This window comes from Variovorax sp. P4_B10 (genome assembly GCF_056402375.1).
The window spans coordinates 14572-40911 of the sequence record NZ_JBFUHN010000067.1; the positions used below are offsets into that span (position 1 = coordinate 14572).

28 protein-coding genes are annotated in these 26340 nt (G+C 65.9%); 14 read left to right on the forward strand and 14 right to left on the reverse strand.

Annotated elements, in window-relative coordinates; all coding sequences use genetic code 11:
* The first annotated feature begins 4 nt into the window (after positions 1–4).
* A complete protein-coding gene (locus AC1DXX_RS25225) occupies positions 5–700 on the forward strand; it encodes a M949_RS01915 family surface polysaccharide biosynthesis protein (RefSeq protein ID WP_478136952.1) in 696 nt (231 codons plus the stop codon).
* Here AC1DXX_RS25225 and AC1DXX_RS25230 read toward each other — a convergent pair.
* Complete coding sequence (locus AC1DXX_RS25230; protein WP_478136953.1) at positions 697–2055, reverse strand: sensor histidine kinase; 1359 nt, start codon at positions 2053–2055, stop codon at positions 697–699. The two genes, AC1DXX_RS25225 and AC1DXX_RS25230, sit on opposite strands and share 4 nt — an antisense overlap.
* On the reverse strand, positions 2052–2726 hold the full coding sequence (locus AC1DXX_RS25235; RefSeq protein ID WP_478136954.1) for a response regulator: 675 nt from the start codon (positions 2724–2726) through the stop codon (positions 2052–2054). Before AC1DXX_RS25235 ends, AC1DXX_RS25230 begins: the two co-directional genes overlap by 4 nt.
* A 150-nt stretch (positions 2727–2876) precedes the next feature.
* Here AC1DXX_RS25235 and AC1DXX_RS25240 point away from each other — a divergent pair, with 150 nt between their 5' ends.
* The 3 genes from AC1DXX_RS25240 to AC1DXX_RS25250 all read left to right on the forward strand — a co-directional run bounded on the left by AC1DXX_RS25240 (position 2877) and on the right by AC1DXX_RS25250 (position 5946).
* Complete coding sequence (locus AC1DXX_RS25240; RefSeq protein ID WP_478136955.1) at positions 2877–3581, forward strand: phosphatase PAP2 family protein; 705 nt, start codon at positions 2877–2879, stop codon at positions 3579–3581.
* Positions 3568–4131, forward strand: a complete 564-nt coding sequence (locus AC1DXX_RS25245) for a phosphatase PAP2 family protein (protein WP_478136956.1) — start codon at positions 3568–3570, stop codon at positions 4129–4131. Before AC1DXX_RS25240 ends, AC1DXX_RS25245 begins: the two co-directional genes overlap by 14 nt.
* A gap of 63 nt (positions 4132–4194) precedes the next feature.
* Positions 4195–5946 (forward strand): phosphoethanolamine transferase, encoded by a 1752-nt coding sequence (locus AC1DXX_RS25250; RefSeq protein ID WP_478136957.1) that lies wholly within the window; start codon positions 4195–4197, stop codon positions 5944–5946.
* An 8-nt stretch (positions 5947–5954) separates the two neighbouring features.
* Here the strand turns inward: AC1DXX_RS25250 and AC1DXX_RS25255 are convergent, their stop codons facing one another.
* The 3 genes from AC1DXX_RS25255 to AC1DXX_RS25265 all read right to left on the reverse strand — a co-directional run bounded on the left by AC1DXX_RS25255 (position 5955) and on the right by AC1DXX_RS25265 (position 8697).
* Complete coding sequence (locus tag AC1DXX_RS25255) at positions 5955–6533, reverse strand: peroxidase-related enzyme (RefSeq protein WP_307647575.1); 579 nt, start codon at positions 6531–6533, stop codon at positions 5955–5957.
* A gap of 121 nt (positions 6534–6654) precedes the next feature.
* A complete protein-coding gene (locus AC1DXX_RS25260; protein ID WP_478136958.1) occupies positions 6655–7164 on the reverse strand; it encodes a DUF2867 domain-containing protein in 510 nt (169 codons plus the stop codon).
* Between the two features lie 270 nt (positions 7165–7434).
* The gene (locus tag AC1DXX_RS25265) at positions 7435–8697 is read right to left on the reverse strand and encodes an HAD family hydrolase (protein WP_478136959.1); all 1263 of its coding nucleotides are present in this window, start codon (positions 8695–8697) and stop codon (positions 7435–7437) included.
* A gap of 427 nt (positions 8698–9124) precedes the next feature.
* On the opposite strand from AC1DXX_RS25265, the gene AC1DXX_RS25270 reads away from it, so the two are divergent.
* On the forward strand, positions 9125–9394 hold the full coding sequence (locus AC1DXX_RS25270) for a hypothetical protein (RefSeq protein WP_478136960.1): 270 nt from the start codon (positions 9125–9127) through the stop codon (positions 9392–9394).
* Between the two features lie 270 nt (positions 9395–9664).
* On the opposite strand, the gene AC1DXX_RS25275 is transcribed toward AC1DXX_RS25270, so the two are convergent.
* Both AC1DXX_RS25275 and AC1DXX_RS25280 read right to left on the reverse strand, forming a co-directional pair.
* Positions 9665–10462, reverse strand: a complete 798-nt coding sequence (locus tag AC1DXX_RS25275; RefSeq protein WP_478136961.1) for a nuclear transport factor 2 family protein — start codon at positions 10460–10462, stop codon at positions 9665–9667.
* 65 nt (positions 10463–10527) lie between these two features.
* Positions 10528–11292: an SDR family NAD(P)-dependent oxidoreductase gene (locus tag AC1DXX_RS25280; RefSeq protein WP_478136962.1), complete on the reverse strand. Its 765-nt coding sequence runs from the start codon at positions 11290–11292 to the stop codon at positions 10528–10530.
* 137 nt (positions 11293–11429) lie between these two features.
* On the opposite strand from AC1DXX_RS25280, the gene AC1DXX_RS25285 reads away from it, so the two are divergent.
* The gene (locus tag AC1DXX_RS25285; RefSeq protein WP_478136963.1) at positions 11430–12389 is read left to right on the forward strand and encodes a LysR family transcriptional regulator; all 960 of its coding nucleotides are present in this window, start codon (positions 11430–11432) and stop codon (positions 12387–12389) included.
* 171 nt (positions 12390–12560) lie between these two features.
* Here AC1DXX_RS25285 and AC1DXX_RS25290 read toward each other — a convergent pair whose 3' ends face one another.
* From AC1DXX_RS25290 to eat, 5 genes are read right to left on the reverse strand one after another with little or no spacing between them, the layout of a single operon-like run.
* Positions 12561–13814 carry a type II toxin-antitoxin system HipA family toxin gene (locus AC1DXX_RS25290; protein WP_478136964.1) on the reverse strand — a complete coding sequence of 418 codons (1254 nt, stop codon included), beginning with the start codon at positions 13812–13814 and terminating at the stop codon, positions 12561–12563.
* A complete protein-coding gene (locus AC1DXX_RS25295; protein WP_478136965.1) occupies positions 13804–14148 on the reverse strand; it encodes a helix-turn-helix transcriptional regulator in 345 nt (114 codons plus the stop codon). Before AC1DXX_RS25295 ends, AC1DXX_RS25290 begins: the two co-directional genes overlap by 11 nt.
* Positions 14149–14198: 50 nt before the next feature.
* Positions 14199–14996: an ethanolamine ammonia-lyase subunit EutC gene (eutC, locus tag AC1DXX_RS25300; protein ID WP_478136966.1), complete on the reverse strand. Its 798-nt coding sequence runs from the start codon at positions 14994–14996 to the stop codon at positions 14199–14201.
* The gene (locus tag AC1DXX_RS25305) at positions 14993–16387 is read right to left on the reverse strand and encodes an ethanolamine ammonia-lyase subunit EutB (RefSeq protein WP_478136967.1); all 1395 of its coding nucleotides are present in this window, start codon (positions 16385–16387) and stop codon (positions 14993–14995) included. Before AC1DXX_RS25305 ends, eutC begins: the two co-directional genes overlap by 4 nt.
* A gap of 6 nt (positions 16388–16393) precedes the next feature.
* Entirely contained in the window at positions 16394–17818 is a 1425-nt protein-coding gene (gene eat, locus AC1DXX_RS25310; RefSeq protein WP_478136968.1) for an ethanolamine permease, read from the reverse strand.
* Positions 17819–17994: 176 nt separating this feature from the next.
* Here eat and AC1DXX_RS25315 point away from each other — a divergent pair, with 176 nt between their 5' ends.
* Positions 17995–18363 carry an FKBP-type peptidyl-prolyl cis-trans isomerase gene (locus AC1DXX_RS25315; protein WP_478136969.1) on the forward strand — a complete coding sequence of 123 codons (369 nt, stop codon included), beginning with the start codon at positions 17995–17997 and terminating at the stop codon, positions 18361–18363.
* A gap of 170 nt (positions 18364–18533) precedes the next feature.
* Positions 18534–19046 (forward strand): pentapeptide repeat-containing protein, encoded by a 513-nt coding sequence (locus AC1DXX_RS25320; protein WP_478136970.1) that lies wholly within the window; start codon positions 18534–18536, stop codon positions 19044–19046.
* Between the two features lie 114 nt (positions 19047–19160).
* On the opposite strand, the gene AC1DXX_RS25325 is transcribed toward AC1DXX_RS25320, so the two are convergent.
* On the reverse strand, positions 19161–20759 hold the full coding sequence (locus AC1DXX_RS25325; protein WP_478136971.1) for an OpgD/OpgG family glucan biosynthesis protein: 1599 nt from the start codon (positions 20757–20759) through the stop codon (positions 19161–19163).
* Between the two features lie 200 nt (positions 20760–20959).
* Positions 20960–21802, reverse strand: coding sequence for a class I SAM-dependent methyltransferase (locus tag AC1DXX_RS25330; protein ID WP_478136972.1), 843 nt, complete (start codon positions 21800–21802; stop codon positions 20960–20962).
* Between the two features lie 143 nt (positions 21803–21945).
* Between AC1DXX_RS25330 and AC1DXX_RS25335 the strand changes: the two genes are divergently transcribed.
* The 6 genes from AC1DXX_RS25335 to AC1DXX_RS25360 form a co-directional block, all read left to right on the forward strand.
* Positions 21946–22656 (forward strand): FCD domain-containing protein, encoded by a 711-nt coding sequence (locus AC1DXX_RS25335; protein WP_478136973.1) that lies wholly within the window; start codon positions 21946–21948, stop codon positions 22654–22656.
* Between the two features lie 56 nt (positions 22657–22712).
* Complete coding sequence (locus AC1DXX_RS25340; RefSeq protein WP_478136974.1) at positions 22713–23267, forward strand: VOC family protein; 555 nt, start codon at positions 22713–22715, stop codon at positions 23265–23267.
* A gap of 59 nt (positions 23268–23326) precedes the next feature.
* Positions 23327–24190, forward strand: a complete 864-nt coding sequence (locus AC1DXX_RS25345; protein ID WP_478136975.1) for a fumarylacetoacetate hydrolase family protein — start codon at positions 23327–23329, stop codon at positions 24188–24190.
* 79 nt (positions 24191–24269) lie between these two features.
* On the forward strand, positions 24270–25238 hold the full coding sequence (locus tag AC1DXX_RS25350; RefSeq protein ID WP_478136976.1) for a tripartite tricarboxylate transporter substrate binding protein: 969 nt from the start codon (positions 24270–24272) through the stop codon (positions 25236–25238).
* Between the two features lie 11 nt (positions 25239–25249).
* A complete protein-coding gene (locus AC1DXX_RS25355) occupies positions 25250–25828 on the forward strand; it encodes an amino acid synthesis family protein (protein WP_478136977.1) in 579 nt (192 codons plus the stop codon).
* 16 nt (positions 25829–25844) lie between these two features.
* A partial coding sequence (locus AC1DXX_RS25360) for an alcohol dehydrogenase catalytic domain-containing protein (RefSeq protein ID WP_478136978.1) occupies positions 25845–26340 on the forward strand: 496 nt, incomplete at its 3' end.

Here is a 26340-nt window from a genome sequence, read left to right on the forward strand (position 1 = left end):
CGCGATGAAGCGAAAAATACTGACGCTTGCCGCGTTCGTGCTGTTCGCCGCTGCGAGCCATGCCCAGACGACGCAGGCCGAGAAGAATGCATGCCCCGCCAATGCGCCGTTCCTGAAGGCCGATGCGGTGAAGAAAGCCGGCGTCGAACTCCCGGTGTTCAAGCGCTATTGCTACACCGACAAGTCCGGCAGCTACGCATTGCTGCTCGCCGAGAAGCAGGACTTGCCGTTTGCCAACGAGACGCTGTCCTCGGTCATCCAGGCCACGCTTTTCAAGGTGGGAAACGACAACGTGCTGACGCGGCAATGGTCGATTCGCGACTTCGCCGGCAAGGACGATGCCGGCATCAACTTCAGGTCGAGGCTCTTCGAGTTCGCCGATCTCGATGCGGATGGGCTGATCGAGCCCATCCTGGTCTACCGCTTCTTCGCGCCGGATGAGAAAGATGGCTTCGACAGCGATGACTACGCGGGCGGCATCAAGATCGTCGTGTTCTACCAAGGGCGAAAAGTGGTGATCCATGCCATCACCGGCATCCTGGACGGCGATCGCAGCACGAGGGCCAACGCGGAATTCTTTGCCTTGCCGAAGCCTGTGCGCCAGCACCTGGTCAAGAAGATGGCCGCGATGGCAAGCGCCGGCCAGTTCGGCTTCGACAACTCCGACGGCTTCATGCCGAAGAAGGCGCGAGCCCGTTAGGCCGGCCGCAGCACGATCCGCGCCTCGAAGCCCTGGGCCGCACCCGCAGGCGGCGATGCCAGCTCGAGCTTCGCGTTGTGCTTCTCGACGATCGTGCCGACGATCGAAAGGCCCAGTCCGTAGCCTGCGCGGTCCGAGCCGTGCCGCACGTGGCGTTGCTGCAGCGTCTCGAGTTGCGCCGCGCTGACGCCGGCACCGAAATCCCGAACCACCAGCGTGCAGGGCGCCGCCACTTCGATCACCACGCGGCCGTTGCTGCCGTAGCGCAGCGCGTTCTCGACGAGGTTGCGCAGGGCGATCGCCAGCGCATCGACGTCGCCGAATGTCACGGGCGCCGCGCTGTCGGGCACCTTGAGCTTCAGGCGCTCGTTGATCAGCGGGTCTTGCCAGAACTCCTGGGCCACGGTGCCCGCGAGCTGGACCAGGTCGACCCGTGCGCGCGCGAGCGATGCACCCGACTCCGCGCGCGAGAGCTGCAGCAGTTTTTCGGTGCGGTGGCTGAGCACCTGCAGGGCATCGAGCGCGCCCTGTACGTCGTTGCGATGCAGGTCGTGGTCGAGTGCGGTTTGCAGCCGCAGGCGCGCCGCGGCCAGCGGCGTGCGCAGCTCGTGGGCCGCGTTGGCGGCGAGGGCGCGCTCGACGTCCAGCGATTGCGAGAGCCGCTCCAACAGGCTGTTGACGTGGTCGCCCACCGAGCGCAGCTCCTGCGGCAGGCCCGGCAGCGTGATCGGCCGCAGATCGGTGCCGCTGCGCTTCTCGATCTCGCCGGCCAGCTGCTGCAGCACACGCAGCTCGGCGCGCGCGACGTTGCGCAGCACCAGTGCGAGCAGCGGCAGCACCGCGCCGAGCGGAATGATCAGGCCGAACAGCGTGCGGTTCAGCGCGCTGCGGCGCTCGTCGAGCGGGTCGGCCACCTGGAAGTAGAGCCCCAGCGTCGGGTGCCGCACGGTGTAGACGCGCCAGGTCTGGTTGTTGGCGAAGCCGCCGGCCAGCGGAACATCGAAGGCATCGACGGGCGCCTCGGCCGAGCGCAGCAGCACGTGCTCGTGGACGTCGACCACCTGGTACATCACCGCGTCTTCGGAGAACAGCTGCTTGGGCGCGATCAGCGGGGTGTCCAGCGTGCCGGTCTCGTGCTGGACCCGGAGCTTCTCGAGTTCCTGCACCGCCATGTCGAACATGCGGTGCGAGACTTCCACCAGCTCGCTGTCGAAGTTGTGGTTGATCTCGCGGTCCACGTACCAGACCACGGCCAGCACGCACAGGAGCCACACGCCGCCGACCCACACGATGAGGGTGCGTGTCAGGCGCCCGGCCAGCGAGTCGCGGCCGTTCCGGGGGAGGGCGTCGCTCATTCGTCGTCGTCCGCCGAGAACGACAGTCGGTAGCCGAGGCCGCGCAGTGTCTGGATGTGGCTGCGGCCCAGCTTGCGCCGCAGGCGGCTGATGAAGACTTCGAGCGTGTTGCTGTCGGCCTCGTCGCCGAAGCCGTAGAGCGCGTCGGCGAGGTTCTCGCGGGTGTGAATGCGCTCGGGGCGGGTGGCCATCACGCGCAGCAGGGCCCATTCCTTCTGGGTCAGCACGACGGGGCTTCCGTCCTTGCGCACCCGGTCGTGGGCGAGGTCGATTTCCAGCGTGCCGAGCTGCAGCACCGGCGAGGTGTTGGCGCTGCGCCGCCGCTCGACCGCGCGCAGCCTGGCCAGCAGTTCCGCCGGGTCGTAGGGCTTGATGAGGTAGTCGTCGGCACCGGCATCGAGCCCGCGGATGCGGTCGGTGACCTGGTCGCGGGCCGTCAGCACGATGACGATGGGCGGTTCCCGCAGCGCGCGCACCTGGGGCAGCAGCGAGAGGCCGTCGCCGTCGCCCAGGTGCAGGTCGAGCAGCACCGCCGCGTACTGCACCGAGAGCAGGGCGCCGCGCGCCTCGGCGAGGCTGGTCGCCACGTCGACCACGAAAGCCTTGGCGAGCAGATAGCTGCAAACGGCATCTGCCAACGCAGTGTCATCTTCGACCAGCAATATGCGCACGCGGTTTGTCTCTCCAAAAACACGAAGTCTAGCGCCCGCAGGGCAGCCGAAAGGTTGCGTCAGGTTTCGTTCAGGTCGCTTCAGACTGGGTTCATCCCCTGAAAGTAGGCTCGTGCCAGTCTTTCCTGAGGCCTCTTGTTTCCTTTGTTCATGACACGTACCGCGAATTTCCGTCTCGCAGCCCTGACCTTGCTCGCACTGGCCTTGTTGATGATCTGGGACGCTTCCGGCGGCGACCTTTGGCTGGCACGCATGGCCGGAACGCCGATGGGCTTTCCCTGGCGCGAGAACGCCTTCCTGGTTCATGTGATGCACGAGGGCGCCAGGAACCTGAGCTGGCTGCTGGTGATCAGCCTGTTCGCCGCCATCCGCTGGCCGGTGGGCGTCCTGCGGAAACTGTCCACGCCAGGCCGGGTGCAGCTCGCGGTGACCGTGCTGACGTCGGTGCTGGCCGTCAGCCTGATCAAGCATGCCAGCGGCACGAGCTGCCCCTGGGACCTGAAGGAGTTCGGCGGCGTGGCGCACTACGTTTCGCACTGGGCATGGGGCGTGGGCGACGGCGGTGCGGGCGGGTGCTTCCCGGCCGGGCATGCGTCGGCCGCATTCGCCTATATCGGCGGCTACTTCGTGCTGCGCCGGGTTTCGTCCCGTGCGGCGTTCATCTGGCTGGGCACGGCACTGGTCGCGGGCCTGGCGCTTGGGGTGTCCCAGCAGCTGCGTGGCGCCCATTACATGAGTCACACGCTCTGGACCGCCTGGGTCTGCTGGGTGGTCGGTTTCGCCATCGACGTCATGGTGACGCGCCTGAATCCGAGTCTGCTCGAACCGGCGGCGCCCCTGCATGCAGGCTCTTGATATCGCGCTGTTCGGATGGTTCAACGCGGGCGCTTCGGCGCCGGCATGGAGCATCCAGTTCGCGCTCTTCGCCTCCGATGCGCTGCCGGCCTTGCTGGCGGCGACGATCGGCCTCGGCGCCACGTTCGACCGCCGCTGGCGCCATGCCTTCTTCACCGCGCTGGTCAGCGTGCTGACGGTGTGGCTGCTCGTGAACCTGTTTCGCTCGGCCATGCCGTTTCCCAGGCCCGCGTTCTACGGCCTGGGCATCCAGTGGGCGCCGCAGGGCGTGCGGCCGGGCTTTCCTAGCCTGCATGCGGCCGGCACTTTTGCTGCGGCCTTTTCGCTGTGGTGCCTGCCGCGGCGCTCGCCCATGCTGATTGCGCTCGCGGTGGCGGCGGTGGTAGGCTGGAGTCGCCTGTTCCTGGGACTGCACTTTCCATCCGATGTGGCGGCGGCGGTGGTCCTTGGCATGCTGGTGTCGATCATGGTGGAGCGCTGTGTGAGCCGTCCTTTGAGTCTTGTCGCTTCGAAGGCCGTCCCTCGTCGGCGGCGGTCTCGCGCGGGGTGAGACTGAACACGGGCTGAATGATCGATTCAGACTCCCTTCAGGCGCTGTTCGTACATTAATTACATGTCTGTTTCGCGTACCGAGCCCGCGCCTGCGCACCGTGCGCGCGCTTCCGAGTCCTTTTCGCAACCCCTTCCTGCAGCCAATGCGCCGTGGGCGCGCTTCGACCGGTGGCTGGCGCAGCCGCGTTCCGCCGGGCAGGTCGTGCTCTGGCTCAGCCTGTACCTGGCGCTGACCGCCAACTGGCCGTTGTGGAACGAACTGGCCCGCATCGGCGGGGCGCCGAGCACCTACCTGCCGACGATCGTGGCCATGAGCCTGCTCACGATGTGCGGCTCGGTGGCAATACTTTCGTTGACAGCCTGGTCGCGCTGGATGAAGCCGCTGTGGTTCGCGGTGGTCCTGGTGGCCGCGGTGGTGCAGCACTACATGCTGGAGTACCGCGTCGTCATGGATCCGACCATGATCGCCAACGCGCTGCAGACCGACCCGCACGAAGCGCGCGACCTGCTGAGCGGGCGCATGGCCTTCAACGTGCTGGTGGTGGCCCTGCCTGCGGGCTGGGCGCTCTGGCGCGTGCGCATCGCGCCGATGCGCTTTCTCTCCAAGCTCTGGCGCAACGCGGCGCTGCTGTTGCTGGCGGTGGTGGTGGCGCTGGGCACGGCGGTGGCCATGAACCGGCAGCTGGCGCCGCTGATGCGCAACAACGTCCACCTGCGCTACATGATGAACCCGATTGCGAGCCTCTACTCGACGGGGTCCGTGTTCATCAGGCCGATGTTCAAGCGCAGCGGCAAGCTGATTCCCATCACGGCAGGCACGGCGCTGGGCGCGAGCTACGCCGCGCAGGTGCGCCCGCCGATGTTCGTGGTGGTGGTGGGCGAGACGGCGCGCGCCGACCACTTCGCCCTCAACGGCTATGCGCGCGACACCACGCCCGAGCTGGCGAAGCGCGGCGTGCTGAGCTACCGCGATGTGCATTCGTGCGGCACCAACACGCTGGCCTCGGTGCCGTGCATGTTCTCGCCGCTGGGCAAGCAGGGCTACGAATCGCGCAAGGACGACTACGAGAACCTGATGGACGTGCTGCAGGCTTCCGGCCTGGCCGTGCTCTGGCTCGACAACCAGGCCGGCTGCAAGGACGTTTGCACGCGCATCCCGAACGCATCGGCCTTCGACAACCTCGACGCGGCCACCAAGAAGGCGCTGTGCGACGGCGACGAGTGCCTCGACGACGTGATGCTCAAGGGGCTCGACGAGCGGATTGCCGCGCTGCCGGCCGAGCGCCGCGCCAAGGGCGTGGTGCTGGTGATGCACCAGATGGGCAGCCATGGCCCGGCCTACTACAAGCGCTCGGCACCGGAGGTGAAGCGCTTCACGCCCGAGTGCAAGACCAACGCGCTGGCCGAGTGCGGCCACGCCGAACTGATGAACGTCTACGACAACTCGATCGTCCAGACCGACCGCTTCCTTGGCCAGACCATCGACTGGTTGAAGGCGCAGTCGAGGCAGTACGACCCGGCGATGCTGTATGTCAGCGACCATGGCGAGTCGCTCGGCGAGTACGGCCTGTTCCTGCACGGCGTGCCGTACAGCTTTGCGCCCGAGGCCCAGAAGCACGTGCCGATGGTCACCTGGTTCAGCGAAGGCATGAGCGAGCGCCGCAAGCTCTCGCACAAGTGCATGGAAGCGGGGCTCGATGCGCCGCTCACGCACGACAACCTCTATCACACGGTGCTGGGCCTGATGGACGTGAGCACGCCCACCTACAAGCCCGCCCTCGACGCGCTGGCCTCCTGCCGCGCCCAGGGCTGAACACCGCTTTACTTCTTCTCGCGCGGCAGCCGCCCCATCAGGAAGAACTCGTTGTTCGGCTGCATGCCGCTGAAGCTGGCGAGGCGGTTGCTCAGGCCGAAGAAGGCGGTGATGGCCGCGATGTCCCAGATGTCCTCGTCGTCGAAGCCATGGGCGTGCAGCGGCGGGAAGTCGCTGTCGTCGATCTCGTGCGAGCGGTCGCAGACCTTCATCGCGAAGTCGAGCATCGCGCGCTGGCGCGGCGTGATGTCGGCCTTGCGGTAGTTCACCGCCACCTGGTCGGCCACCAGCGGCTTCTTCTCGTAGATGCGCAGCAGCGCGCCGTGCGCCACCACGCAGTAGAGGCACTGGTTGGCCGCGCTGGTGGTGGTGACGATCATCTCGCGGTCGCCCTTGGTGAGCGAGCCTTCCTCCTTGAGCATCAGCGCGTCGTGGTACGCGAAGAAGGCGCGCCACTCGGCCGGCCGGCGTGCCAGCGCGAGGAACACGTTGGGCACGAAGCCGGCCTTTTCCTGCACGGCGAGGATCGCGGTGCGGATGTCTTCGGGCAGGTCCTTGAGTTCGGCGAGGGGGTAGCGGGCGGCCATGCTTGTTGTCTCCTGGTGTTCGATGCCAGGATCATAGGTGCGCATTTCGATGGCCGAGGCCCTCATCTCTCCTTCGCTTGAAGCTCCCGATATGCCGACTCCCGGCGCCAGGCATATCTACTTAGATCTTCATTGCTCTCACCGCCCGTTCCAGACTCGCCCGCACGATCACGCGATGAAACGGTGCAATCGTCGCAAGATAGATGCGCCCCAGTCGGTTGTGGCAATGCACCACCGTCCCCGCGACCAGCTCGCGCCCATTTGCGGCATCGATGCGAAGTTGCATGGTGACGCGGAAGTCGAGATGCCGATCGTCCTCGCCCACCACCAACTCCGTCGCGCTCTTTGACAGCACCGGGAAGAAGCCGATAACCGGCCCACGCGCCGCGGCGGCAAGACCGACGGCGCGCGACGACTTGACGCCGACGGTCGCCATCACCACGTCGCGGGCCCGTGTGAGCGCACGAATCCACCAGGCCTGTCGCTCCAACGCGGCGCGTGCCAGCACCTCCAGGTCATCGCTGGCGTGCGCCGGCAATCGAATTGCAAAGGCGTCCAGGAGGTCCGCGCCCGCGTAAAGCGGCGCAAGCACGCTGTTGCCAGGCATGGGCACGGCGCGCGCTTTGGTCATGTGTTGAGGTACCGGATGCTGGGGAGAGGCGTAGCAATGGTGCGAGCACGGTAGATCAAGACGTCTCCTCTTGATAAAGCCTGCAGGGGGCGCTGCATCATATCCAGCGCTGGAGTGACTCGCCGCGGCACGACCTTGCACAACGGACTCACGGAGCGACGTGCCTCGCTTGGCAGCACATCCACCCGAACGGGCGCTAAATCACTTGCGCGCCACCCCCGTCGTCCACGATCAGCCTGAAATACTCAATAGGCACCCACCTGCGTTGCCCTACTTGAGCGCCTTGCCCTGCGTGGCGCCCAGAGGCGTGTGCAGTTGCGAAGCCACCCACTGGCCGGTGTTGTCGTCACGGCCCTGCAGCAGGTAGCGCGTGTCAGGCTTGCCGTAGTTCTGCACCGCGATGGCCGAGAACTTGCCGATGTCCGTCTTCGGGTCGCGCAGCCGGTTCACGATCAGCACTTTTTTCGTGTCGGCGAAGTCGGCCATCATGTTCTGGTCGCCCTCGCTGTCGCCGGCGATGAAGCTCGGGCCGTAGCCGTACTTGCTGACCAGGAAGCGCTGGATGTTCTTCGTCTTGCCGGGGCCTTGGGTTTGGTCGTAGCCGCGGCGGAACTCGGCCTGAATCACGCCGTTGGCGTCGCGCTCCAACTCCATCGCGAGCACGCGCTCGGGCGGGTTGTTGTAGCCGAAGGCGGGGTTCGAAGAGATTTCCTTGATCACGTCGACGAAGGACGCCGAGCACACCCACACATCGAAGCCGGCATTGCGGAATGCGGCATACAGCTCTTGCATCTCGGGCTGCAGGCGCAGGCCGTTCTTCCAGCTGACCGAAACCACGCCCGCCTGGCCCGGCACGGCGGTGGGCGAGGTCCATTTCACCTTGACGACCGGCTCCTTCAACTGCCAGGCCACGGTGTCGGCCGTGAGCTTGCGCACCTGCGCCTCGGTCATGCCGACGAAAAGGTAGGTGACCCAGGGGTAGGCCGTGTCGTGGTCGAAGGTGTCGCCGATGGCTTCGTAGAGATAGCGCACCTTGGTGGTGAAGGCGATGTAGTGCGGATTCAGCTTCACGGCCGCCAGCGGCTGGCTGCCCTTGAGGCCGCTGTAGTTCTGGTAGAGCCAGGTGTAGCTGGCCACGATGTCGGGCACCACGAGGTCGATGTTGACCGGCTTGCCCGCCGTGTTGTTGTACGCGGGCAGGAAGTCTTTCTTCGGGATGTTCTTGCGCAGCGCCACGTCGAGCTGCGCGGGCGTGGCGCCGAAGGCGAGGTTCTCGAGCTGGTAGGTCAGCGAGGCTTCCTCGATGTCGAGAAACACGCTGGTGTTGTCCCAGTCGAACACCACGTAGGGTGGCCTGGCTGCGTTGTAGCCCGGGCTGCCCTTGCCGAGGCTGGCGATCAGGCCCTCGATCTGTGCGCGGTTGAAGGCGTCCCAGTGCGCGGGCGTGAGGCCCTTGGCGGGCGAGAGGCTGGCGCAGCCGGTGGCGACGAGCGCGGTGGCGAGCGGGGTGAGGAGGAGGAGGCGGCGTTGCATGCGTTCCCTGTTGTTGTGCGTTTGTGGATGAGAGGCAGCGAGCGTATGCAACGCCCGTGACACTTCTGCATCGACCTATGCATCAGCCATGCCAGGCTGTGCGCGATCGGCATGCGTCTGCGTCGCGCGGCCGAAGCTGTATTTGTTGGCGCGAATCGAGACTTCGTGCCGCACGCAGCGGCCACACAGCATGCGCTCTTCTCTAAAGTGAATGCCCCTGTCACTCAGCACCCCCACCAAGGGGCGCAGCAAGGCGCAACACACCACAAGCCGAATGAATGAAGAACCGCTTCGCCTCGCGGCGGGTTGTCGGTGCGCAAGCACCGATGCAAATGCGAGGTATCAAAAGGCGACGGCCGGGGTGCGCAAACACCCCAGCCGTCTAACCAGAAGACGTGCAATCACCTCGGAAAGGAACGCACACCAAATGGCTACCCAGACTATAGCCCGGCCTCGCACGCCGGTATCCCCCGACGGGAACGACCAGAACCCGACGGATCTTCTCGAGACCACACTCGCGCAGCTCGAAGCGCTGATGTGGACCTGCCACGGAGAAGACATCGACTGGTGCAGCGGCGACGGGCCCCGACAGCTGGCCAACCTGCATTGGCTCGCAGCCGACCTGACGCGTCGGGCCGGGGAGTTGTTCCAGTTGAGTGTGAAGGCGCAGCGCGAGACGCCTGAGACTGGCCAGTAGGGGCTGGTTTGGCAGGCTGCGGGTTTTGCAGCCTGTCATTTGCAATGGAGCAGTTGGTTCAACTCGAAGAGCGCATGGATGGGTACTATCGGCCACAAGCAGCCAGTCGCGACCGACAGGTCCAAGGATGTTCAATCGACCAAAGTTGCCGGATTCGCTCATTGGCTCGACGGCTCTCTATCGGACGTGAAGGTAATAGCAATTGACCCGGTCGCGGCGATGGTCACGCGACCGCCCATCCTGTTCGACTCCACCAGTCGTGGATTTCCGTTAGCTCTTGCCCGCCAGCCACGGATAGCGGTCTGTGTCCTTGCCCGCATAGTCCGGGTCGAGATAGACGAATAGACGCTGGATCTTCGACTCCTTGATCTCAAATACATCGCACCACTTGGCTGAAGTCCAGGGGCCGTCGCGGTGCTCGCCGCTGCTGGTGCCTTCCACCGCGACGCGGGACCCCGACACCGTCCAGACAAAGCCGTCATAGTCGTGCTTGATGGCCTTCAGCGAGGGACCGAATTCCATCAACAGCTTGAGAATCTGCTCCTTGCCTTTGGCCACGCCCCACTTGGGGAAGTACACCTGAGCATCTTCGGCAAAGAGATCCAGGACGCTGCCGCCTGTGGACGTCGTTCCGCCGTTGTCGAGGGCTTTGATGTATTCCATGACGACAGCCTTCAGCTGCGGCTCGGAGTCAGGTGTGAAAGCTCTTGAAGCCTCGAGGGTGTCCAGTGCCTCGCGCAACAGCTTGATCTTTCCGGCTTCGGCGACGAGCCGGCCGGCATAGCGTTGCTTGTAGGTCTTTCCCGTTGCGGGCACCCGCGCATCCACGTCGTACTCGCCGAAGGCCTGGTCGGGCGTCTCGATCAGGATGCGGATGTTGTGGAAGTGGAAGCCCGGCACCATCGCGAGAAATCCCTTGAGGAACTTCTCGATCGCAGCCGGACCTTGGGCGCGCGCGTTCACGGTGGGGAGTTCCAGGACGCCGTCGTCCGCAAACAGCGCTGCTGCGGCCGCGGGGTCCTGGATGGTGGCGAGATAGTCTTGAAGCAGGCGGGTGGCGTTTTTCATGATGATGTCCTGTCGGGTGATTGGAATTGGAAGTGATTTTTCAGTCGTGGCGGCGGCAGCGTGACTCAGACCTGTGCGAGTCCGCCGTCGACGAACAATTCGGCGCCGGTGACGAATGACGACTCTTCGGATGCCAGGAAGACCGCCGCCTGCGCGACGTCCTGCGGCTGACCCATGCGCCCGATCGGGATCTGGGTCGTCATGTAGTCGAGCAGTCCTTGCTGCTGGGCGGGATCGGGCCCTGCAAGGTCCACGAGACCAGGCGTGTGGATGGGGCCCGGTGACAGCGTGTTCACGCGGATCGCCTTGCCCTTGAGATCCAGTACCCAGCTGCGCGCGAGATTTCGGACCGCGGCTTTGGTCGCGCTGTACACACTGAAGCTCGCCGTGCCGACGATGCCGGTGGTCGATCCCGCCAGAATCACCGACGCACCGTTCACGGCCTTGTCGAGCAGCGGGAGCGCCTTTTGAACCGTGAACACGACGCCCCTGACGTTGCGGTTGAAGGTCTCGTCGAAATGCGCCTCGGTGATGGCACCGAGCGGGAGCATGCTGCCGCCACCAGCATTGGCATACAGCACGTCGATGCGGCCGTGCTCCGTCGCAACCTTGTCGTACAGGCGATCGAGATCGGCCAGCTTGCTCGAGTCGCCTCGCACGCCGATGGCGTTCGGTCCCACGGCGGCGACCGCAGCGTCGAGTTCCGCCTGACGGCGGCCGGTCATGTAGACGAATGCGCCTTCCGACGCGAACGCCTTGGCCGCTGCGAGACCGATGCCGGTGCTCGCGCCGGTGATGACTGCGACCTTGCCCGAAAGTCTTGTGCCCATGTCTTTGCTCCAGTTGATGAAAGGGTGAGCGAAGCTTAGGGAATGCACACGTGTGGATAAAGTATCCGAACTTGACTACTTATTCCATGTGCCTGAATAATGACTGGCACTCTCCTCTCGTCTTCACTCGATCGACCATGGATCAACTGCTTGCCCTGCGCGTGTTCGCGCGTATCGCCGACGTGGGCGGCTTCTCGAAAGCCGCGGACGCCATGAACATCCCGCGAGCGACCGTCACGAAGCTCGTGCAGGATCTGGAACGTCATCTGGGCGTCAAGCTGCTTCAAAGAACCACGCGTCGAGTCCATCTGACACCCGAGGGCGCCGAGTACGTCGAAAGAGCCAGGCGCTTGCTCGGAGATCTCGACGAGATGGACGAGCGAGCGGCGAGAACGCGCACCCGGCCCAGCGGCAGGATTCGAGTCGACATCGGGTCGGTACTGGCGAACATGATCCTCATTCCGGCGCTGCCCGCATTCCGCGCGCGCTACCCGGAGCTGTATGTCGATCTGGGCGTGAGCGACCGCCCGATCGACCTCATCGGAGAAGGTGTGGACTGTGTCATCCGCGGTGGCGAGCTCGCGGACACCTCGCTGGTTGCGCGGCACATCGCGGACCTCGACTGGTGCACCTGCGCCAGCCCCATCTATCTGGGCGCTCGTGGCGTTCCCAAGCATCCTTCCGAGCTGTTGCCTCGCGAATCGACCTCGAATGACAAGACGCGCGTGCCAGGCCACGCCATCGTCGGGTATTTTTCGTCGCTCACCGGGAAGGCGTTTTCGCTGGACTTTCGGAAGGGAGATGAGCATGTGGTAGTGAACGGCCAGGTTGCCGTGGGCGTCAACGAGAGCACCGCCCACCTCAGCGCACTGCTGACCGGAGCAGGGCTCGGGCAAGCCTTCAAGTTCATGGTCGTTCCGCACATGAAAACCGATGCGCTGCGAACCGTGCTCGACGACTGGACGCGGCCGCGTCATCCTTTGCATGTGGTGTACCCGAGCAATCGACACTTGAGCACCAAGCTCCGTGTGTTCATCGAGTGGATTGCGGAGACGTTTGCCCCTTTCGACGACCGTGCTTGCCAGCACCAGACGTGATGCACCGACACAGAGGTGCTGGCATTGACTGCGGGTAGCTTGAACGACCGCTCCCAGGCATCGCATTCGGGTAGTCGTCTGGCCGCTCAGGGCCCAAAGTGACTGTACATACTTTCACGAAAGCGGCCGTTCGATCCCGGCGTCCTCACCAAAAGCCGCGAACGAGCCCTGCTAAGCCTCGATGCGTTCAGCCTGCCGCTCGATGAAGCGCGCAACGCGCCGCACGAGCGCCTGATTCCCACCAGCAGATGCCACGCTGGCCGCCGCATGAACAGCGACTGTCTCGCCAATGACAACGATGACTTCTTCCGCCGCCGCAGCGGTCAGCCCGAAGTGCGGCGCGGCCTCGCGCACCAGCGCAAGGCTCGACGCGTGCTGCCCCGGGAGAATGGCCAACTCCTGATAACCCGTGTGACCGCCCAACTGCATCACGAGGTCGAAGGCCGGGGCCAGGCGCCACCGTCCGTCTTCGCTCCGCAGCGCGCCATGGTTCTTGACGTGATCGTCGCTGTTGCCTGCCGCCAGGTTGAACACCATGCGCCGGAACAACTCGGCCAGGTCTTCTTGCGGCTGCCGCGAGATGCGCCGCAGCAGTTGCGCCAGCTCGACGTAGCTGCCCCCGCTGGATTCGTAGGGCACATCGAGCAGTGCCGAAGCCGAGAGGTAGTGAAAGCGCCGCTCGTCGCTCACCGGACCCGCGCGGTCGAAGCGCTCGACCAGCAGGGCGTGCCCCGACGCAAGGGGGCGCAGCAGGAAGTGCGGGACATCGATGCCGCAGGCGTCGGCCAGCCAGAGCGTGGCTGCCTCGATGACTTCCACGTCGTGGTCATCACCACGCGACGCGAACTTGGCGATGAAGCGCCGGCCTTCATGCACAAAGGCTGCCTTGGGTCGCGCGCCGCCCAGGCTGCCGCCGCGCAGGAGCCGATGCATGTCGGGGCCGATCTCCATGCCGGCTTCGACGCGCCGTGACGCTTCGGCGAGCTCCTCCAGCGACAGAAGCGTCGAAGGCGGTTCTTCGCTTTCGATGGGCAGCGTTTCGGCGAACACCATTGCGCCGATGCGGTCCTCGTTGGTCAGCAGCAATGCATCGATGTCGGACAGGGGCTTGCCCTGGCGAATCTCAAGCACCTTGCGTCCCCAGCTGTCGGGCAGCGCATCGCGCAGCGTGAGCGGCATGGCGCCGCCATCGCGGATGCGGCGCTCGGGCAACACGAAAGCGGCATCGCGCAGCGGCAGGTGCTCGGGGTTGAGCGGTGCGGCCGCCGGGTCTTGGAGATAGCGCCGGCCGTAGGCGAATTCGCCGGACTCCACCACGCCGCGGCGAACGACTTTCATCAGGCCGGCCGGTTGCACCCGTTCGCCGGTGTGGTGCGCGAGGCCGACGTAGATACGCCGCTCGACATCGGCGTCGTCAGAAGTCACGTTCGCCCTCCGCGATCACGCCCGCGGCGCCTTGCGCGGTCGGCCTGCGCACGCGGCGCTTCGCGGCCAGCCCGGCGGGGGCGGGGGCCACGCTGTCGAGCGAATCGATCTCGCCGAAGAGCCACAGCGCATGGGCCAGCAGGCCGATGCTGGTGCCGGGCTTGCCGGATTCGAGTGCGCGCAGGGTGTTGGGTGAGCACAGCAGCCGCTCGGCCATTTCGGCGACGGTCCATTCGCGATGGACCCGGTGCGCGCGAAGGCGCAGCCCAAGCCTTTCAAGGGGCAGGGCGGTTTGCGAGGGCAGGGCCGAGAGGCTGCGGCTGCTTTTTGACATCAATAAAATGACTATTAAACGGCTTAAGAGTCATTTTATTGCGTATTTGGCTATCTGGAAAGCCCGATGGTCCGACCGGTCTCCGGTGCGTCGTGCTGCTGCAGCACGGCAAGGTCGCTCTCGTCCTTGAGCCCCACGCCGGTCAGCCCGCGCCTCAGGGACTCACGCATCAGCCACGCCAGCTTGAATGCCGCGGCTTCGTAAGGCAGGCCTTCGGGGCGCACGTTGGAGATGCAGTTGCGCTCGGCATCGTGCCGGCCGCGTTTGGGCGAATGGGTCAGGTAGATGCCGAGGCTGTCGGGCGAACTCAGGCCGGGCCGCTCGCCGATCAGCATCACCGAAAGCATCGCGCCGAACAGCTCGCCCACCTCGTCGGCCAATGCCACGCGCGCCTGCGTGGCGATGACCACGGGTGCAAAGCGCGTGTCGACCGGCAGTTGCGAGCGCAGCGCCGCGAGAAGCGGTGCGGCATGGCGCGCTACGGCGAGCGAGGAAAGGCCATCGCCGATGACGATGCAGACATCGCAGCCGTAGCGACCGATGCCCCGCAGGCGTCCGGCATCGTCGTCGTCGAGCTGGCGGCCCAGGTCGGGGCGGCGCAGGTAGGTGGTGCGGTCTGCCGCGCGGCTGCGTGCGCGCGCCACTTCCCAGTGCTGCGCGCTCAACGTGGCCTCGAGCGCATCGACGTCGAGCGCCGCATGGATGGCATCGCGCGCCATCGCATGGGCCCAGCCGAAGCGCAGGGTTTCGTCGGTGGGCATGCCGGCGCCGGCGCGGCCGAGTGCAAGGCGAGCGGGCGTGGCCGAGCGCCATTGCGCCCAGGGGTTGGGGGTTACTGCATCACTCATGGCGTGAGTGCGGCGAGCCCGCCCATGCCGGCCAGCAGGCGGTTGGCCGACGGCGGCGCGAGCTGCCCGGCGGCATTGGTGATCTGCATGCGCTGCAGCCAGGCCTCGAACTCGGGCGCCCGCTTCAGGCCCAGTGTTTCGCGCAGGAAGAGCGCGTCGTGGAACGAGGTGCTCTGGTAGTTGAGCATCACGTCGTCAGCGCCCGGAATGCCCATGATGAAGTTGATGCCCGCGGTACCGAGCAGCACGAGCAGGGTGTCCATGTCGTCCTGGTCGGCCTCGGCGTGGTTGGTGTAGCAGATGTCGCAGCCGATGGGCAGGCCGAGCAGCTTGCCGGAGAAATGATCTTCGAGGCCGGCACGGATGATCTGCTTGCCGTCGTACAGGTACTCCGGTCCGATGAAGCCGACCACCGTGTTGATGAGCAAGGGCTTGTAGCGCCGCGCCAGCGCATAGGCGCGCACCTCGCAGGTCTGCTGGTCGACATCGAAGTTGGCGTTGGCCGAGAGCGCGCTGCCCTGGCCGGTTTCGAAATACATGACGTTGTTGCCGATGGTGCCGCGCTTCAGCGCCAGCGCCGCGGCATACGCCTCGTCGAGCAGCTCGGGCGTCACGCCGAAGGAGAGGTTCGCCTTCTCGGTGCCCGCGATCGACTGGAACACCAGGTCGACCGGTGCCCCGGCTTCCGCGAGCTTGAGCGTGTTGGTCACATGCGTGAGCACGCAGCTCTGGGTGGGAATCTCGAAGCGCTGGATCACTTCGTCGAGCAGGCGCAGCAGCTGGCCCAGCACCGGCATGCTGTCGGACGCGGGGTTGAGGCCGATCACCGCATCCCCTGCGCCGTAGAGCAGGCCGTCGAGCGTCGACGCGGCCACGCCGCGCAGGTCGTCGGTGGGGTGGTTGGGCTGCAGGCGCACGGCCAGATGGCCGGGCAGGCCGATGGTGTTGCGGAACCGGGTGACCACGCTGCACTTCTTCGCGACCGACACCAGGTCCTGGTTGCGCATGAGCTTGGACACGGCCGCCACCATCTCGGGCGTGAGGCCCGGTGCCAGCGTGGTGAGCGTGGCCGTCGTGGCTTCTTCCGAGAGCAGCCAGTTGCGGAAGTCGCCGACCGTGAGGTGCGAGACCGGCGCGAAGGCCTGTGCATCGTGGCTGTCGATGATGAGCCGCGTGATGTTGTCGCTCTCGTAAGGAATCAGCGCTTCCGTCAGGAACTGCTTGAGCGGCGTCTCGGCCAGCACATAACGCGCGGCCATGCGCTGCTGCGCGGTGGCCGCCCCCACGCCTGCGAGGTAGTCGCCGGAGCGCGCGGGGCTGGCAAAGGCCATGACCTGCCGCAGGTCGTCGAAGGCGAAGACCTGTTGGTCGATGGTGGTGCGATAGCGCATCGTCTTTCAGGCGGTGGTGGTCGAGGAAGAAAGCATCTCGTCGGGCGCGGCCGCCTTGCGCTGCGCCGAGGTCAGCAGGAAGTAGCCGTAGGCCGCGGCCATCAGCACGAGGAACAGCACCGTGAGCATGAAGTTGAACCAGACCATGGCGCCGAGGCACACCACGCCGAGGCCGAGCGCGATCGCCGGGAACACCGGGTAGAAGGGCGCGCGGTAGGTGCGCAGCAGGTTGGGCTCGGTGCGGCGCAGCTTGAAGAGCGCCGCCATCGAGATCAGGTACATCACGATCGCGCCGAGCACGGCCATGGTCACGATGTTGGCCGTGAGCGTCTGGCCGCCGAACTGCACCCACTCGTCGCTGAAGATCGCGGCCACGCCGATCACGCCACCGGCCAGCAGTGCGCGGTGCGGTGTGTCGAAGCGCGGGCTCAGCCCCGCGAAGTAGCTCGGCAGGTAGCCGGCACGCGCCAGCGCGAAGATCTGCCGCGAATAGCCCATGATGATTCCGTGGAAGGAGGCGATCAGCCCGAAGAGACCGATCCACACCAGCATGTGAAGCCAGCCGCTGTTGTCGCCCACCACGGCCTTCATGGCCTGCGGCAGCGGGTCGTTGATGTTCGCGAGCTTGCGCCAGTCGCCTACGCCGCCCGCAAAGATCATCACACCGAAGGCCAGCACCACCAGCGTGACGATGCCGGTGGTGTAGGCGATGGGAATGGTGCGGTGCGGGTCGCGCGCTTCTTCGGCCGCCATGGCCGCGCCCTCGATGGCGAGGAAGAACCAGATCGCGAACGGGATCGACGCGAAGATGCCCGAGATGGCCGCGCCGTTGAGCACGCTGCCGCCGGCCCAGCCGTTGGCAACGAAGTTGGCCATGGTCCAGCCCGGCGTGACCACGCCCATGAACACCAGCAGCTCGACGATGGCCAGGATGGTCACGAACAGTTCGAAGGCCGCCGCGATGCCCACGCCCACCCAGTTGAGCCCGATGAAGATCACATAGGCGCCGAGCGCGAACCACTTTGGGTTGATGCCCGGGAACTGCACGTTGAGGTAGGCCCCGATGGCGAGCGCGATGGCCGGCGGCGCAAAGACGAATTCGATCAGCGTGGCAAAGCCCGCCACGAAGCCGCCGTTCGGGCCGAAGGCGCGCCGCGCATAGGCGAAGGGCCCGCCCGCATGCGGGATGGCGGTCGAGAGTTCGGTGAAGCTGAAGATGAAGGTGGTGTACATCGTGGCCACCAGCACCGTGGCGACCAGGAAGCCGAGCGTGCCGGCCGTGTTCCAGCCGTAGCTCCAACCAAAGTACTCACCCGAGATGACGAGGCCCACCGCAATGCCCCAGAGCTGAACGGGGCCGAGCACCTTCTTGAGGTGACCGGTGCCGGACTGAACGGTGAATGCGGCCGGCGTGGCTTCGGTGGAATGCATGGGGCTTCCTCTCTTTGCGGATGTTGACAGTGCGCATCCAGCAAAGCAAGGGTCGTTCCACCAGATACATCGGCGCACAGGCGCGGTCCGCGTGCTGGCCATAATCGGGGCCTTTCCAATTCCCGAGGTGTTTCGTGAAGTCTCTTTTCTGTGCCGCTCTCGTGTCTGTCTTCGCCATGCCCGCCGCCTGGGCGCAATCCGCCGCCGTGACCACGCCCAGCGGCCTGATCTATCAGTCGCTGAAGGAAGGCACCGGTGCATCGCCCGCCGCCACGGACGTGGTCAAGGTGCACTACCGCGGCACCTTCCCCGACAGCGGCAAGGAGTTCGACAGCTCCTACAAGCGCGGCGAGCCCACCGAGTTCCCGCTCAACGGCGTGATCCCATGCTGGACCGAAGGCGTGCAGAAGATGAAGCCGGGCGGCAAGGCCAAGCTGACCTGCCCGCCGGCGATTGCCTACGGCTCGCGCGGTGCGGGCGGCGTGATTCCGCCGAACGCGACGTTGAATTTCGAAGTTGAACTGGTATCGGTGACCAAGCGGTAACTGCAGCGGCCGGCTGGAGCCGGCCTGGCGGACGCACGGTCCGTGCAGTCCATCACGCTGCTTGCTGCGGGATGGTTGTCAGATCGTTTCCTGCGGATGTCGTCGTCATTCGCCTCCCATAATCCGCCGTGCGACTCCTGACACACAGGAGCGGGTTCAGGGAGGAACACATGTCCGCACTCAGTGCTGCGCGAGCGCGCACGCTCATCCAGGACCACGACAAGTGGCGCAAAGGCACGGGCGGTGCCCCGGCTGGTCTTGCCGGCGAAAGCGACGGCAGTGCCTATGCAGGTCTGGACCTCGACCTGATCACGTTCACGTCCAGCACCTTCAGCGGCAGCAGCTTCACGTCGACCACGTTCCGCGAGGCCGCCTGGACTTCATGCCAGTTCGTCGGCTGTTCGTTCAGCCAATGTGACATGCAGGGAATCAAGATCACCGGATGCACGTTCGTGAACTGCACGTTCAGCGCGTCGCAGTTCAAGGCAAGCACCTTCGCCAAATGCACTTTCAGCAAGTGCACCTGGACGGAACTGAACTTTGATGCAAGCCACTGGACGCAGGTGCAACTGCTGGGGTGCACTGGCAACCAGGTGAGCGCGGGCTATCTGCGGGGCGAGCAGGTCGACTTCACCGGCAGCCAGTTTGAAGCCATGCATCTCATCGGCGCGCGGATCAACTGAATGCAGACGAAATGAAGCGTCAGCGCCGGATCGCGGGCGTTGCATCGCAGCGTGAACACGCGCGATGGGCTACCGACGGGTACTGCGAACCGGGCTTGGGCTTGAAGTCCCGGCTCAACCTGGCTGGTACTGATACAGCCAGGTCTCCGTCAACGTCTGGTCCCCGTTCTTCAAGTAGAGCCGCATGTCGATCGGCTCGTTGCCTTCAGGCGTGAAGTCAAACTGCGCGCGCCAGTGGCCGGGCACGCCGTTGGGCACCGCCTCGGCGAAGACGTACGAGAACTTGCCGCGCGGCGCGGTCAGCACCAGTTCGGGCTTCACGCCGAAGGGCACCGTGGTGAGCGGCTGGCCGATGAACTCGACCATGAACTTGCGCACACCCTGCGGACGCGGCTGGCCCGGCTGGCCGCCGCGTCCGATGCGCGTGGCCACGCAGCGCGCAAGCGGCGAAGGGAAGGGCTCCTGGTCGGTCCAGTGCAACCGGTACTGCAGGCTGTAGCTCGCGCCCGCCTTGGCATCGGCCTTCGGCACCCAGAAGGCGACGACGTTGTCGTGGATCTCGTCGTCGGTCGGAATCTCGATCAGCTGCACCGAGCCTTCACCCCAGTCGCCCCGCGGTTCGATCCAGAGGCTCGGGCGCTTCTCGTAGTTCACGCCGTCCTGGTAGTGGTCGAACGATCGATCACGCTGCAGCAGGCCGAAGCCGCGTGGCCTGGTGTCCGCGAACGCGGAGGCGCGCGTCTGCGTCGGGTTGTTGAGCGGGCGCCAGATGCGCTCGCCCGCGCCGTTCCAGATCGCGAGGCCGTCGGAGTCGTGCACCTCGGGCCGCCAGTCGATGGCGGTGGGCTTGATGGTCTCGGAGTACCAGTACATCGAGGTGAGGGGCACGAGGCCCAGGCGGGCCACGTCGCGGCGCAGGAAGAGGCGCGAATCGATGTCCATGATCACCGCCTTGCCGCGCTGCATCACGAACTTGAAGACGCCCGTGACGCTCGGCCCCTCGAGCAGCGCGTAGACCGTCATCGAGGTGGTGTTGTTGGCGGCCGGTGTCTCGAAATAGAAGCGCGTGAAGGTCGGAAATTCTTCCGGCTTGTCGGGCACCGCCACGTCGAGCGCGAGGCCGCGTGCCGAGAGGCCGTACTGGTACAGCTCGCCGATTGCGCGGAAGTACGAGGCGCCGAGAAAGGCGACCCAGTCGTTCTTCTGCCAGTCCAGCTTGCTCTGGTCGCCCAGCCGGCTTTCCTGCAGGCGGAAGCCCGCGAAGCCCGCGCCGGGCGGCAGTGCGCGCGCCGGGCTGTTGGGCGGCATCGAGAAGTAGCTGGGGCTGTAGAGCACCTCGCGCGAGAAGGCATCGCCGTCGGTGTTCTCGAGCACGTGCATGCGCACCGGCGTCTGGAAGAAACGGCCGAGGTGGAAGAAGGTGACGGGAAAGGCGCCGGGGCCCTCGCGGAAGAGGGCATTGGCGGGGTCGAACTTGATCTTGCCGTGCGCGTCGTAGTCGATGCGTTCGAGCACATCGGGTGCGAGCGGCGCAGCGGCCGCATAGGGTTGCGCGGCCAGGCGCCTGGCCTGCGCGACGAGGCTGTCGAAGGAGAAGGGCGAGGGCTGGCTCAGTTGCAGGCCGCTGGCGGCCAGCGCTTGCGCGGGCAGTCCGAGGGCGGCCAGTGCGGCGGCGGCACCACCTGCGGCAAGGAAGGATCGGCGATCAAGCATGTGTTTCTTGAGGGTTGCGAGTCTTTGGGGGGAAGGCGAAAACGAGGCGGGCTTCGGAAAAACATCCTAAAGCAGCGTGAAGCGCAGGATTTTCTGCGATGGAAACAGCGGCAAGCATGACGCAGCCGGCGGGCCTCCCCGCGTCAGCCATTCCGCGCAATGCAGGCCGGACAAAGCCGCCGTTTCGGAAAATTGTGCATTTATGTATCGGCCGCATTCGTGGCGCCCAGCGCGTACACCGCGTAGAGCGGCACGCCGAAGAACATCCTGAACATCGGGCCGAACAGCGCGTAGGGGAGGCCCAGGCCTTCCATCACGCGGTAGGTGGCTTGAAGCCGCAGGCGTGGGTGGGCCTGCGTCAGGTCACCTGGTTTGCGCAGGCCCCAGAGGAACTCCGCGCCTGTCGGACGCACGGACGGATGGTTCCTGGCCCGGCCCGTGGCGATCCAGCACATGGCATCGAAGGCCAGCACGGAGCCTGCGGGCGCCCGCTCGCCGAACGTCGCGAAGACGGCCTGCACGGTTTCCGGCTTCAGGTACATGAGCACGCCCTCGGTGAAAAGGAAGACCGGCTGCGCCTTGCGTTTGCGTGGCAGTCCGAGCTGATCCCACCAGTCGGGGGCAGTCAGGTCGAGCTCGCGGACATCGTGGCGCGGATGGGTCTCGGGAATCAGTTCACGGCGCAGTTCGAGCACTTCGGGCAGGTCGGCATCGGTCATGCGGGACTTGTCGTCGTCGAGCCACTGGAAGTAGTGGCTCAGGCCGCAGCCCATGTTCACCACGCGGGCACCGGGATGCTGTTTCAGAAAATCCTGCGCCAGGCTGCGGAAGCGGCGCGTTCGCGCGAGGATGCCGTAGATGGTCGCCCGGTCTTCCGGCAGGGCCAGGCCGTCGTCGCGGATCTTCTCGAGGATCGCCGCAGCGTAGGCGTCCCTCACGGCCACATGCGGAAAGAGCGCATCGCCCGAAGCCCGCGCGGCCAGGGGGATCCTCAGGGTCGAAGGGACGGCCGACAGGTGGCGTGCGGGCTTTCTGGCTGTCATGGATGCTGGAGCAAGGTCATGCGCAAAGTCTCGCGGCTCGGGCATTGGCGGGCAAGTCAATCTTTCGTTCGGTGGCCCGGGCAGGGTAATCAGGCAGAAAAACAGAATTGTGCATAGAAATTATTTTGTGCATAATTTGTAGAATGCTGAATCACTCCACATCCACCAACGCTCCCGCCACCGACAGCGCCACGCCGCTTTCCGAGCAGGCCTTTCGCAGCCTGCGCCGCGATGTGCTCGTGGGCCACTTCGAGGCCGGCAGCAAGCTCAAGCTCGATGAGCTGCAAGGCCACTACGGCTTTTCGAGCAGCCCGCTGCGCGAAGCCCTGAGCCGGCTGGCCCAGGAAGGGCTGGTGCGTGCGGACGAGCGCCGCGGCTTCCGCGTCGCGCCGATCGCGCTGGACGATCTCAACGACATCACGCACATGCGCTTGATGCTCGACGTGCAGGCGCTGGCCAGTGCCATCGAACACGGCGACGACGCCTGGGAGGCGGGCATCGTGGCCGCCTTCCACCGGCTGGAAAAGATCGAGTCCCGCTTCGGCGACGGCGCGCTGGTGCTCGACGACGAATGGAGCGAGGTGCATCGCAACTTCCATCTCGGTTTGCTGGCCGCTTGCGCATCGGAGCGGCAACGCATGTGGAGCGCGAGCCTGTTCGACCAGGCCGAGCGCTACCGGCGCTTCTCGGCGCGGCACCGGCAGGTGGCGCGGCGCAAGTCCGTCGAGCACCGCAAGTTGATGGATGCAACCCTGCGGCGCGACAGCGAGACGGCTTGCGCACTGCTCACCGAGCACATCCGGAGCACGCAGCGCAACGTCGAAGCGGCGCTGCGCCGGATGCAGAACACCTGATGCCCGAGGGCCTTTTGCGCCCGCACCTCAACGAACCATCGCAGGAGACAAGAACCATGCTCAAGGTCGACCGACCGACACCCTCGCATTTCGGCATCTACGTGACCGACCTGGAACGGATGGTGGCTTTCTATACCGAGGTGTTCGACCTCACGGTGACCGATCGGGGTGTGGGCCGCACCTTCAAGAACCAGCTGGTCTTCCTGAGCGCCAGCCCGCACCAGCACCACCAGCTGGTCGTGGCCTCGGGCCGTCCCGCGGATGCCGTCTTCAGCACGGTGATGCAGCTGTCGTTCGCCGTGCCGGGCATCCAGTCGATGCGCGACATCTGGGCCCGGGCGGCGGCGCGCGGCGCGACGGACATTCGCGGCCTCAACCATGGCAATGCGCTCTCGGTCTACATGCTGGACCCCGAGGGAAACATGCTCGAGGTGTACATCGACACCCCGTTCTACATCGCGCAGCCGCACGGCGACCCGCTCGACCTTTCGAAGAGCGACGAAGAAATCATGCGCGAGACCGAGGCCATCTGCCGCAGCGATCCCACCTTCATGCCGCTCGCGCAGTGGCAGGCCGAGTTCGCCTCGCGCGCGCCGGCCGCGCACGGCTGACACCTATCCGCTTCCTGTCCGTTCCCCATTCATTCATTCATCCATCCATCGGAGATCCCATGAAACTTCTGTCGTTCGTACATCTTGGCCGCGAAACCTGGGGCGCCGTGGTCGGCGAGGACGTGGTCGATCTCGGCCGCGTCATGCCGCAGCACGCCACGCTGGCCGAGTACATCGGCTCGGGCGACTACCTGCACGCCGCCGAGCATGTGGAGGGCAGGGCGGGTGACGCGAAGCTCGCCGACATCACCTTCCTGCCCGTGATTCCGCGGTCGGAAAAGATCATCTGCGCGGTGCGCAACTACATGGACCATCACCAGGAGGTGCTGGCCGCCGGCATGCAGCGCGAGCTGTCGGAGCAGCCGCCGATCTTCCTGCGCGTGTGGCGCTCGCAATGCGCGCACAACCAGCCCATCGTGCGGCCCGACGTGTCGGAGTCGCTCGACTGGGAGGGCGAGCTCGCCGTGATCATCGGCAAGCCTGGCCGCAACATTCCGGAGAGCGAGGCCTATGCGCATGTGGCCGGCTACGCCTGCTACAACGACGCCAGCGTGCGCGAGTGGCAGTTCCATGCCAAGCAGATCGCGTCGGGAAAGAACTTCGAGTCCACCGGCGGCTTCGGTCCTTGGATGGTCACGGCGGACGAAATCGCACCCGGCCGCGAGCTCAAGCTGGAGGTTCGGCTGAACGGCGAAACGGTGCAGTCCAGCCACACCGGCCACATGATCTTCAGCATTCCGAAGCTCATCCACTATGCCTCCACCATCTTCACGCTGGTGCCGGGCGACGTCATCGCCACCGGCACGCCGGCGGGCGTGGGCTGGAGCCGCAAGCCGCAGCGGTTCATGAAGCCCGGCGACGTCTGCGAGGTCGAGATCGAAGGCGTCGGCACGCTGCGCAACCCGATCGCCGCACAGCACTGAGCAAGGCAAGGCACCGGAGATGCGGCGGCATGTACCGTCGCACCCGGTTGCAGGCATCAAGAAAAATTGGAGACAAACCATGCAACGCAGAGATTTCGTGGCGGCGGGCCTCGCCCTGGCCGGTGGGCTGGCGCTGCCGGCCCGTGCCCAGGGCTACCCCGAGCGGCCCATCAAGATCTACCAGGGCTTCGCGGCCGGCGGCAACGCCGACACCATTGCACGCGTGGTCGGCACGGAAATGAGCAAGGGGCTGGGCCAGCCTTTCGTGGTGGAGGCCCAGACCGGAGCGGGCGGCACCATCGCTGCAACCACCGTGGCGCGTGCCAGACCCGACGGCTACACGCTGCTGCTCGCCACCGGCGGCCATGCGGTGGCGGGCGCGCTCTACAGCAAGCTGGCCTACCGCTCGGTGGCCGATTTCGAGATGGTGTCGACCATCACCTTCTTTCCCTTCCTCGTGGTGGTGCGGTCCGATGCCGGCTTCAAGAGCCTGCGCGAACTGCTGGCCGCCGCGCGCGCCGCGCCGGGCAGCGTGTCCTACGGCACGGCCGGCATCGGCTCGACGCACCATCTGGCCGGCGAGTTGCTGAGCCGCATGTCGAAGACGGAGCTGCTGCATGTGCCGTACCGCGGCGATGCCGCATCGCTCACGGCGCTGCTGGGCGGCGAAGTGCCTTTCATCATCGCGCCGCCCACCATCGCCATGCCCCAGATCAAGGCCGGCAAGCTGCGCGCGATCGCGTCGACCAGCCCGCAGCGGTGGGCCGGCCTGCCCGCTGTGCCGACGGTCGCGGAGCAGGGCATCCCCGGCTACGACGTGCGCTCCTGGGCCGGGCTGATGGCACCGGCGGGCACGCCGCAGGCCGTCGTGGAGCGGCTCAACGCCGAAACGCTCAAGGCCCTGCAGTCGCCTGCAGTGAAAGCGCGGCTGGAAGACATGGGCGGCGAGGCGCGCGGCGGCAGCCCTGACGAAATGAAGACCATGGTGGCCTCCGAGGTGCAGAAATGGGCGACGCTCGTGGCCGAAGCCAACATTCCCAAACAGTGAGAACCACACCCATGTCCCTGATCCAGATCCGCAAGCGCAGCCTCAACATCGAGACCATCTACCACGAGGGCGGTCCGGTTGCGGATACGCCCCTGCGGCTGGCCGCCGCCTGCGCGGTGATCCGCAACCCCTACGCGGGGCGCTACGAACCCGACCTGATGCCCTTCATGGCCGAGCTGCGCGCACTGGGCACGCTGCTCGCGCAGGAACTGGTCGAGACGCTCGGGCGCGACAAGGTCGAGGTCTACAGCAAGGCCGCGATCGTGGGTGTGAACGGCGAGCTCGAGCACGCGGCCGTCTGGCACGAGGCCGGGGGCTGGGCCATGCGCGAGGTGCTGGGCGAGCCCAAGGCCATCGTGCCGGCCGCCAAGGCGGTGGCCGCCACCGGCTACAGGCTGATGGTGCCGCTGCACTACATCCACGCGGCCTATGTGCGCAGCCACTACAACAGCATGGAGATCGGCATCCAGGATGCGCCGCGGCCCGATGAGATCCTGTACGCCCTGGTGATGGGCACCGGCGGACGCATTCACTCCCGCATCGGTGGGCTGACCAAGGACAAGGTGTCCGTGCACGATGGCCAGCGCTGAAAAAACGGCAACGCGAATGAACGACATGATGAAAGCCGTGTGGGTGCGCGTTCCGGGCGGGCCGGACGCACTCGAGGCCACCGAACTCCCCGTGCCAGTGCCCGGCCCCCGCGAGGTGCTGGTGAAGGCGCATGCCATCGGCGCCGGCGGTCCCGATGTGCTCATCCGCAACGGCACCTACAAATGGATGCCGCCGCTGCCGGCCATTCCGGGTAATGAAATGGCCGGCGTGGTCGCAGCGGTGGGCGAGGGCGTGACGAACCTGGCCRTGGGCCAGCGCGTGCTGGTGAGCTCGCGCGAGCTGACCGAGCGCGGCGGCTGCTATGCACAATACATTCGCGTCCCTTCGGATGCACCGTTCGCGCTGCCCGAATCCATCGCCTTCAACGACGCCGTGAGCCTTGGCAACTTCCAGCTCGCGCAGGCGATGCTGCAAGGCTGCGGTGGCAGCGAGCCGGCGAAGAGCATCCTGGTGCCCGGTGCGGCGGGCGGCGTGGCCACGGCGCTGGTGC

Coding starts and splice junctions, on each gene's coding strand:
- AC1DXX_RS25225 (WP_478136952.1), top strand. CDS start 5: ATGAAGCGAAAAATACTGACGCTTGCCGCGTTCGTGCTGTTCGCCGCT.
- AC1DXX_RS25230 (WP_478136953.1), bottom strand. CDS start 2,055: ATGAGCGACGCCCTCCCCCGGAACGGCCGCGACTCGCTGGCCGGGCGC.
- AC1DXX_RS25240 (WP_478136955.1), top strand. CDS start 2,877: ATGACACGTACCGCGAATTTCCGTCTCGCAGCCCTGACCTTGCTCGCA.
- AC1DXX_RS25245 (WP_478136956.1), top strand. CDS start 3,568: ATGCAGGCTCTTGATATCGCGCTGTTCGGATGGTTCAACGCGGGCGCT.
- AC1DXX_RS25250 (WP_478136957.1), top strand. CDS start 4,195: ATGTCTGTTTCGCGTACCGAGCCCGCGCCTGCGCACCGTGCGCGCGCT.
- AC1DXX_RS25255 (WP_307647575.1), bottom strand. CDS start 6,533: ATGGCCGCCCGCTACCCCCTCGCCGAACTCAAGGACCTGCCCGAAGAC.
- AC1DXX_RS25260 (WP_478136958.1), bottom strand. CDS start 7,164: ATGACCAAAGCGCGCGCCGTGCCCATGCCTGGCAACAGCGTGCTTGCG.
- AC1DXX_RS25265 (WP_478136959.1), bottom strand. CDS start 8,697: ATGCAACGCCGCCTCCTCCTCCTCACCCCGCTCGCCACCGCGCTCGTC.
- AC1DXX_RS25270 (WP_478136960.1), top strand. CDS start 9,125: ATGGCTACCCAGACTATAGCCCGGCCTCGCACGCCGGTATCCCCCGAC.
- AC1DXX_RS25275 (WP_478136961.1), bottom strand. CDS start 10,462: ATGAAAAACGCCACCCGCCTGCTTCAAGACTATCTCGCCACCATCCAG.
- AC1DXX_RS25280 (WP_478136962.1), bottom strand. CDS start 11,292: ATGGGCACAAGACTTTCGGGCAAGGTCGCAGTCATCACCGGCGCGAGC.
- AC1DXX_RS25285 (WP_478136963.1), top strand. CDS start 11,430: ATGGATCAACTGCTTGCCCTGCGCGTGTTCGCGCGTATCGCCGACGTG.
- AC1DXX_RS25295 (WP_478136965.1), bottom strand. CDS start 14,148: ATGTCAAAAAGCAGCCGCAGCCTCTCGGCCCTGCCCTCGCAAACCGCC.
- eutC (WP_478136966.1), bottom strand. CDS start 14,996: ATGAGTGATGCAGTAACCCCCAACCCCTGGGCGCAATGGCGCTCGGCC.
- AC1DXX_RS25305 (WP_478136967.1), bottom strand. CDS start 16,387: ATGCGCTATCGCACCACCATCGACCAACAGGTCTTCGCCTTCGACGAC.
- eat (WP_478136968.1), bottom strand. CDS start 17,818: ATGCATTCCACCGAAGCCACGCCGGCCGCATTCACCGTTCAGTCCGGC.
- AC1DXX_RS25315 (WP_478136969.1), top strand. CDS start 17,995: ATGCCCGCCGCCTGGGCGCAATCCGCCGCCGTGACCACGCCCAGCGGC.
- AC1DXX_RS25320 (WP_478136970.1), top strand. CDS start 18,534: ATGTCCGCACTCAGTGCTGCGCGAGCGCGCACGCTCATCCAGGACCAC.
- AC1DXX_RS25325 (WP_478136971.1), bottom strand. CDS start 20,759: ATGCTTGATCGCCGATCCTTCCTTGCCGCAGGTGGTGCCGCCGCCGCA.
- AC1DXX_RS25330 (WP_478136972.1), bottom strand. CDS start 21,802: ATGACAGCCAGAAAGCCCGCACGCCACCTGTCGGCCGTCCCTTCGACC.
- AC1DXX_RS25335 (WP_478136973.1), top strand. CDS start 21,946: ATGCTGAATCACTCCACATCCACCAACGCTCCCGCCACCGACAGCGCC.
- AC1DXX_RS25340 (WP_478136974.1), top strand. CDS start 22,713: ATGCTCAAGGTCGACCGACCGACACCCTCGCATTTCGGCATCTACGTG.
- AC1DXX_RS25345 (WP_478136975.1), top strand. CDS start 23,327: ATGAAACTTCTGTCGTTCGTACATCTTGGCCGCGAAACCTGGGGCGCC.
- AC1DXX_RS25350 (WP_478136976.1), top strand. CDS start 24,270: ATGCAACGCAGAGATTTCGTGGCGGCGGGCCTCGCCCTGGCCGGTGGG.
- AC1DXX_RS25355 (WP_478136977.1), top strand. CDS start 25,250: ATGTCCCTGATCCAGATCCGCAAGCGCAGCCTCAACATCGAGACCATC.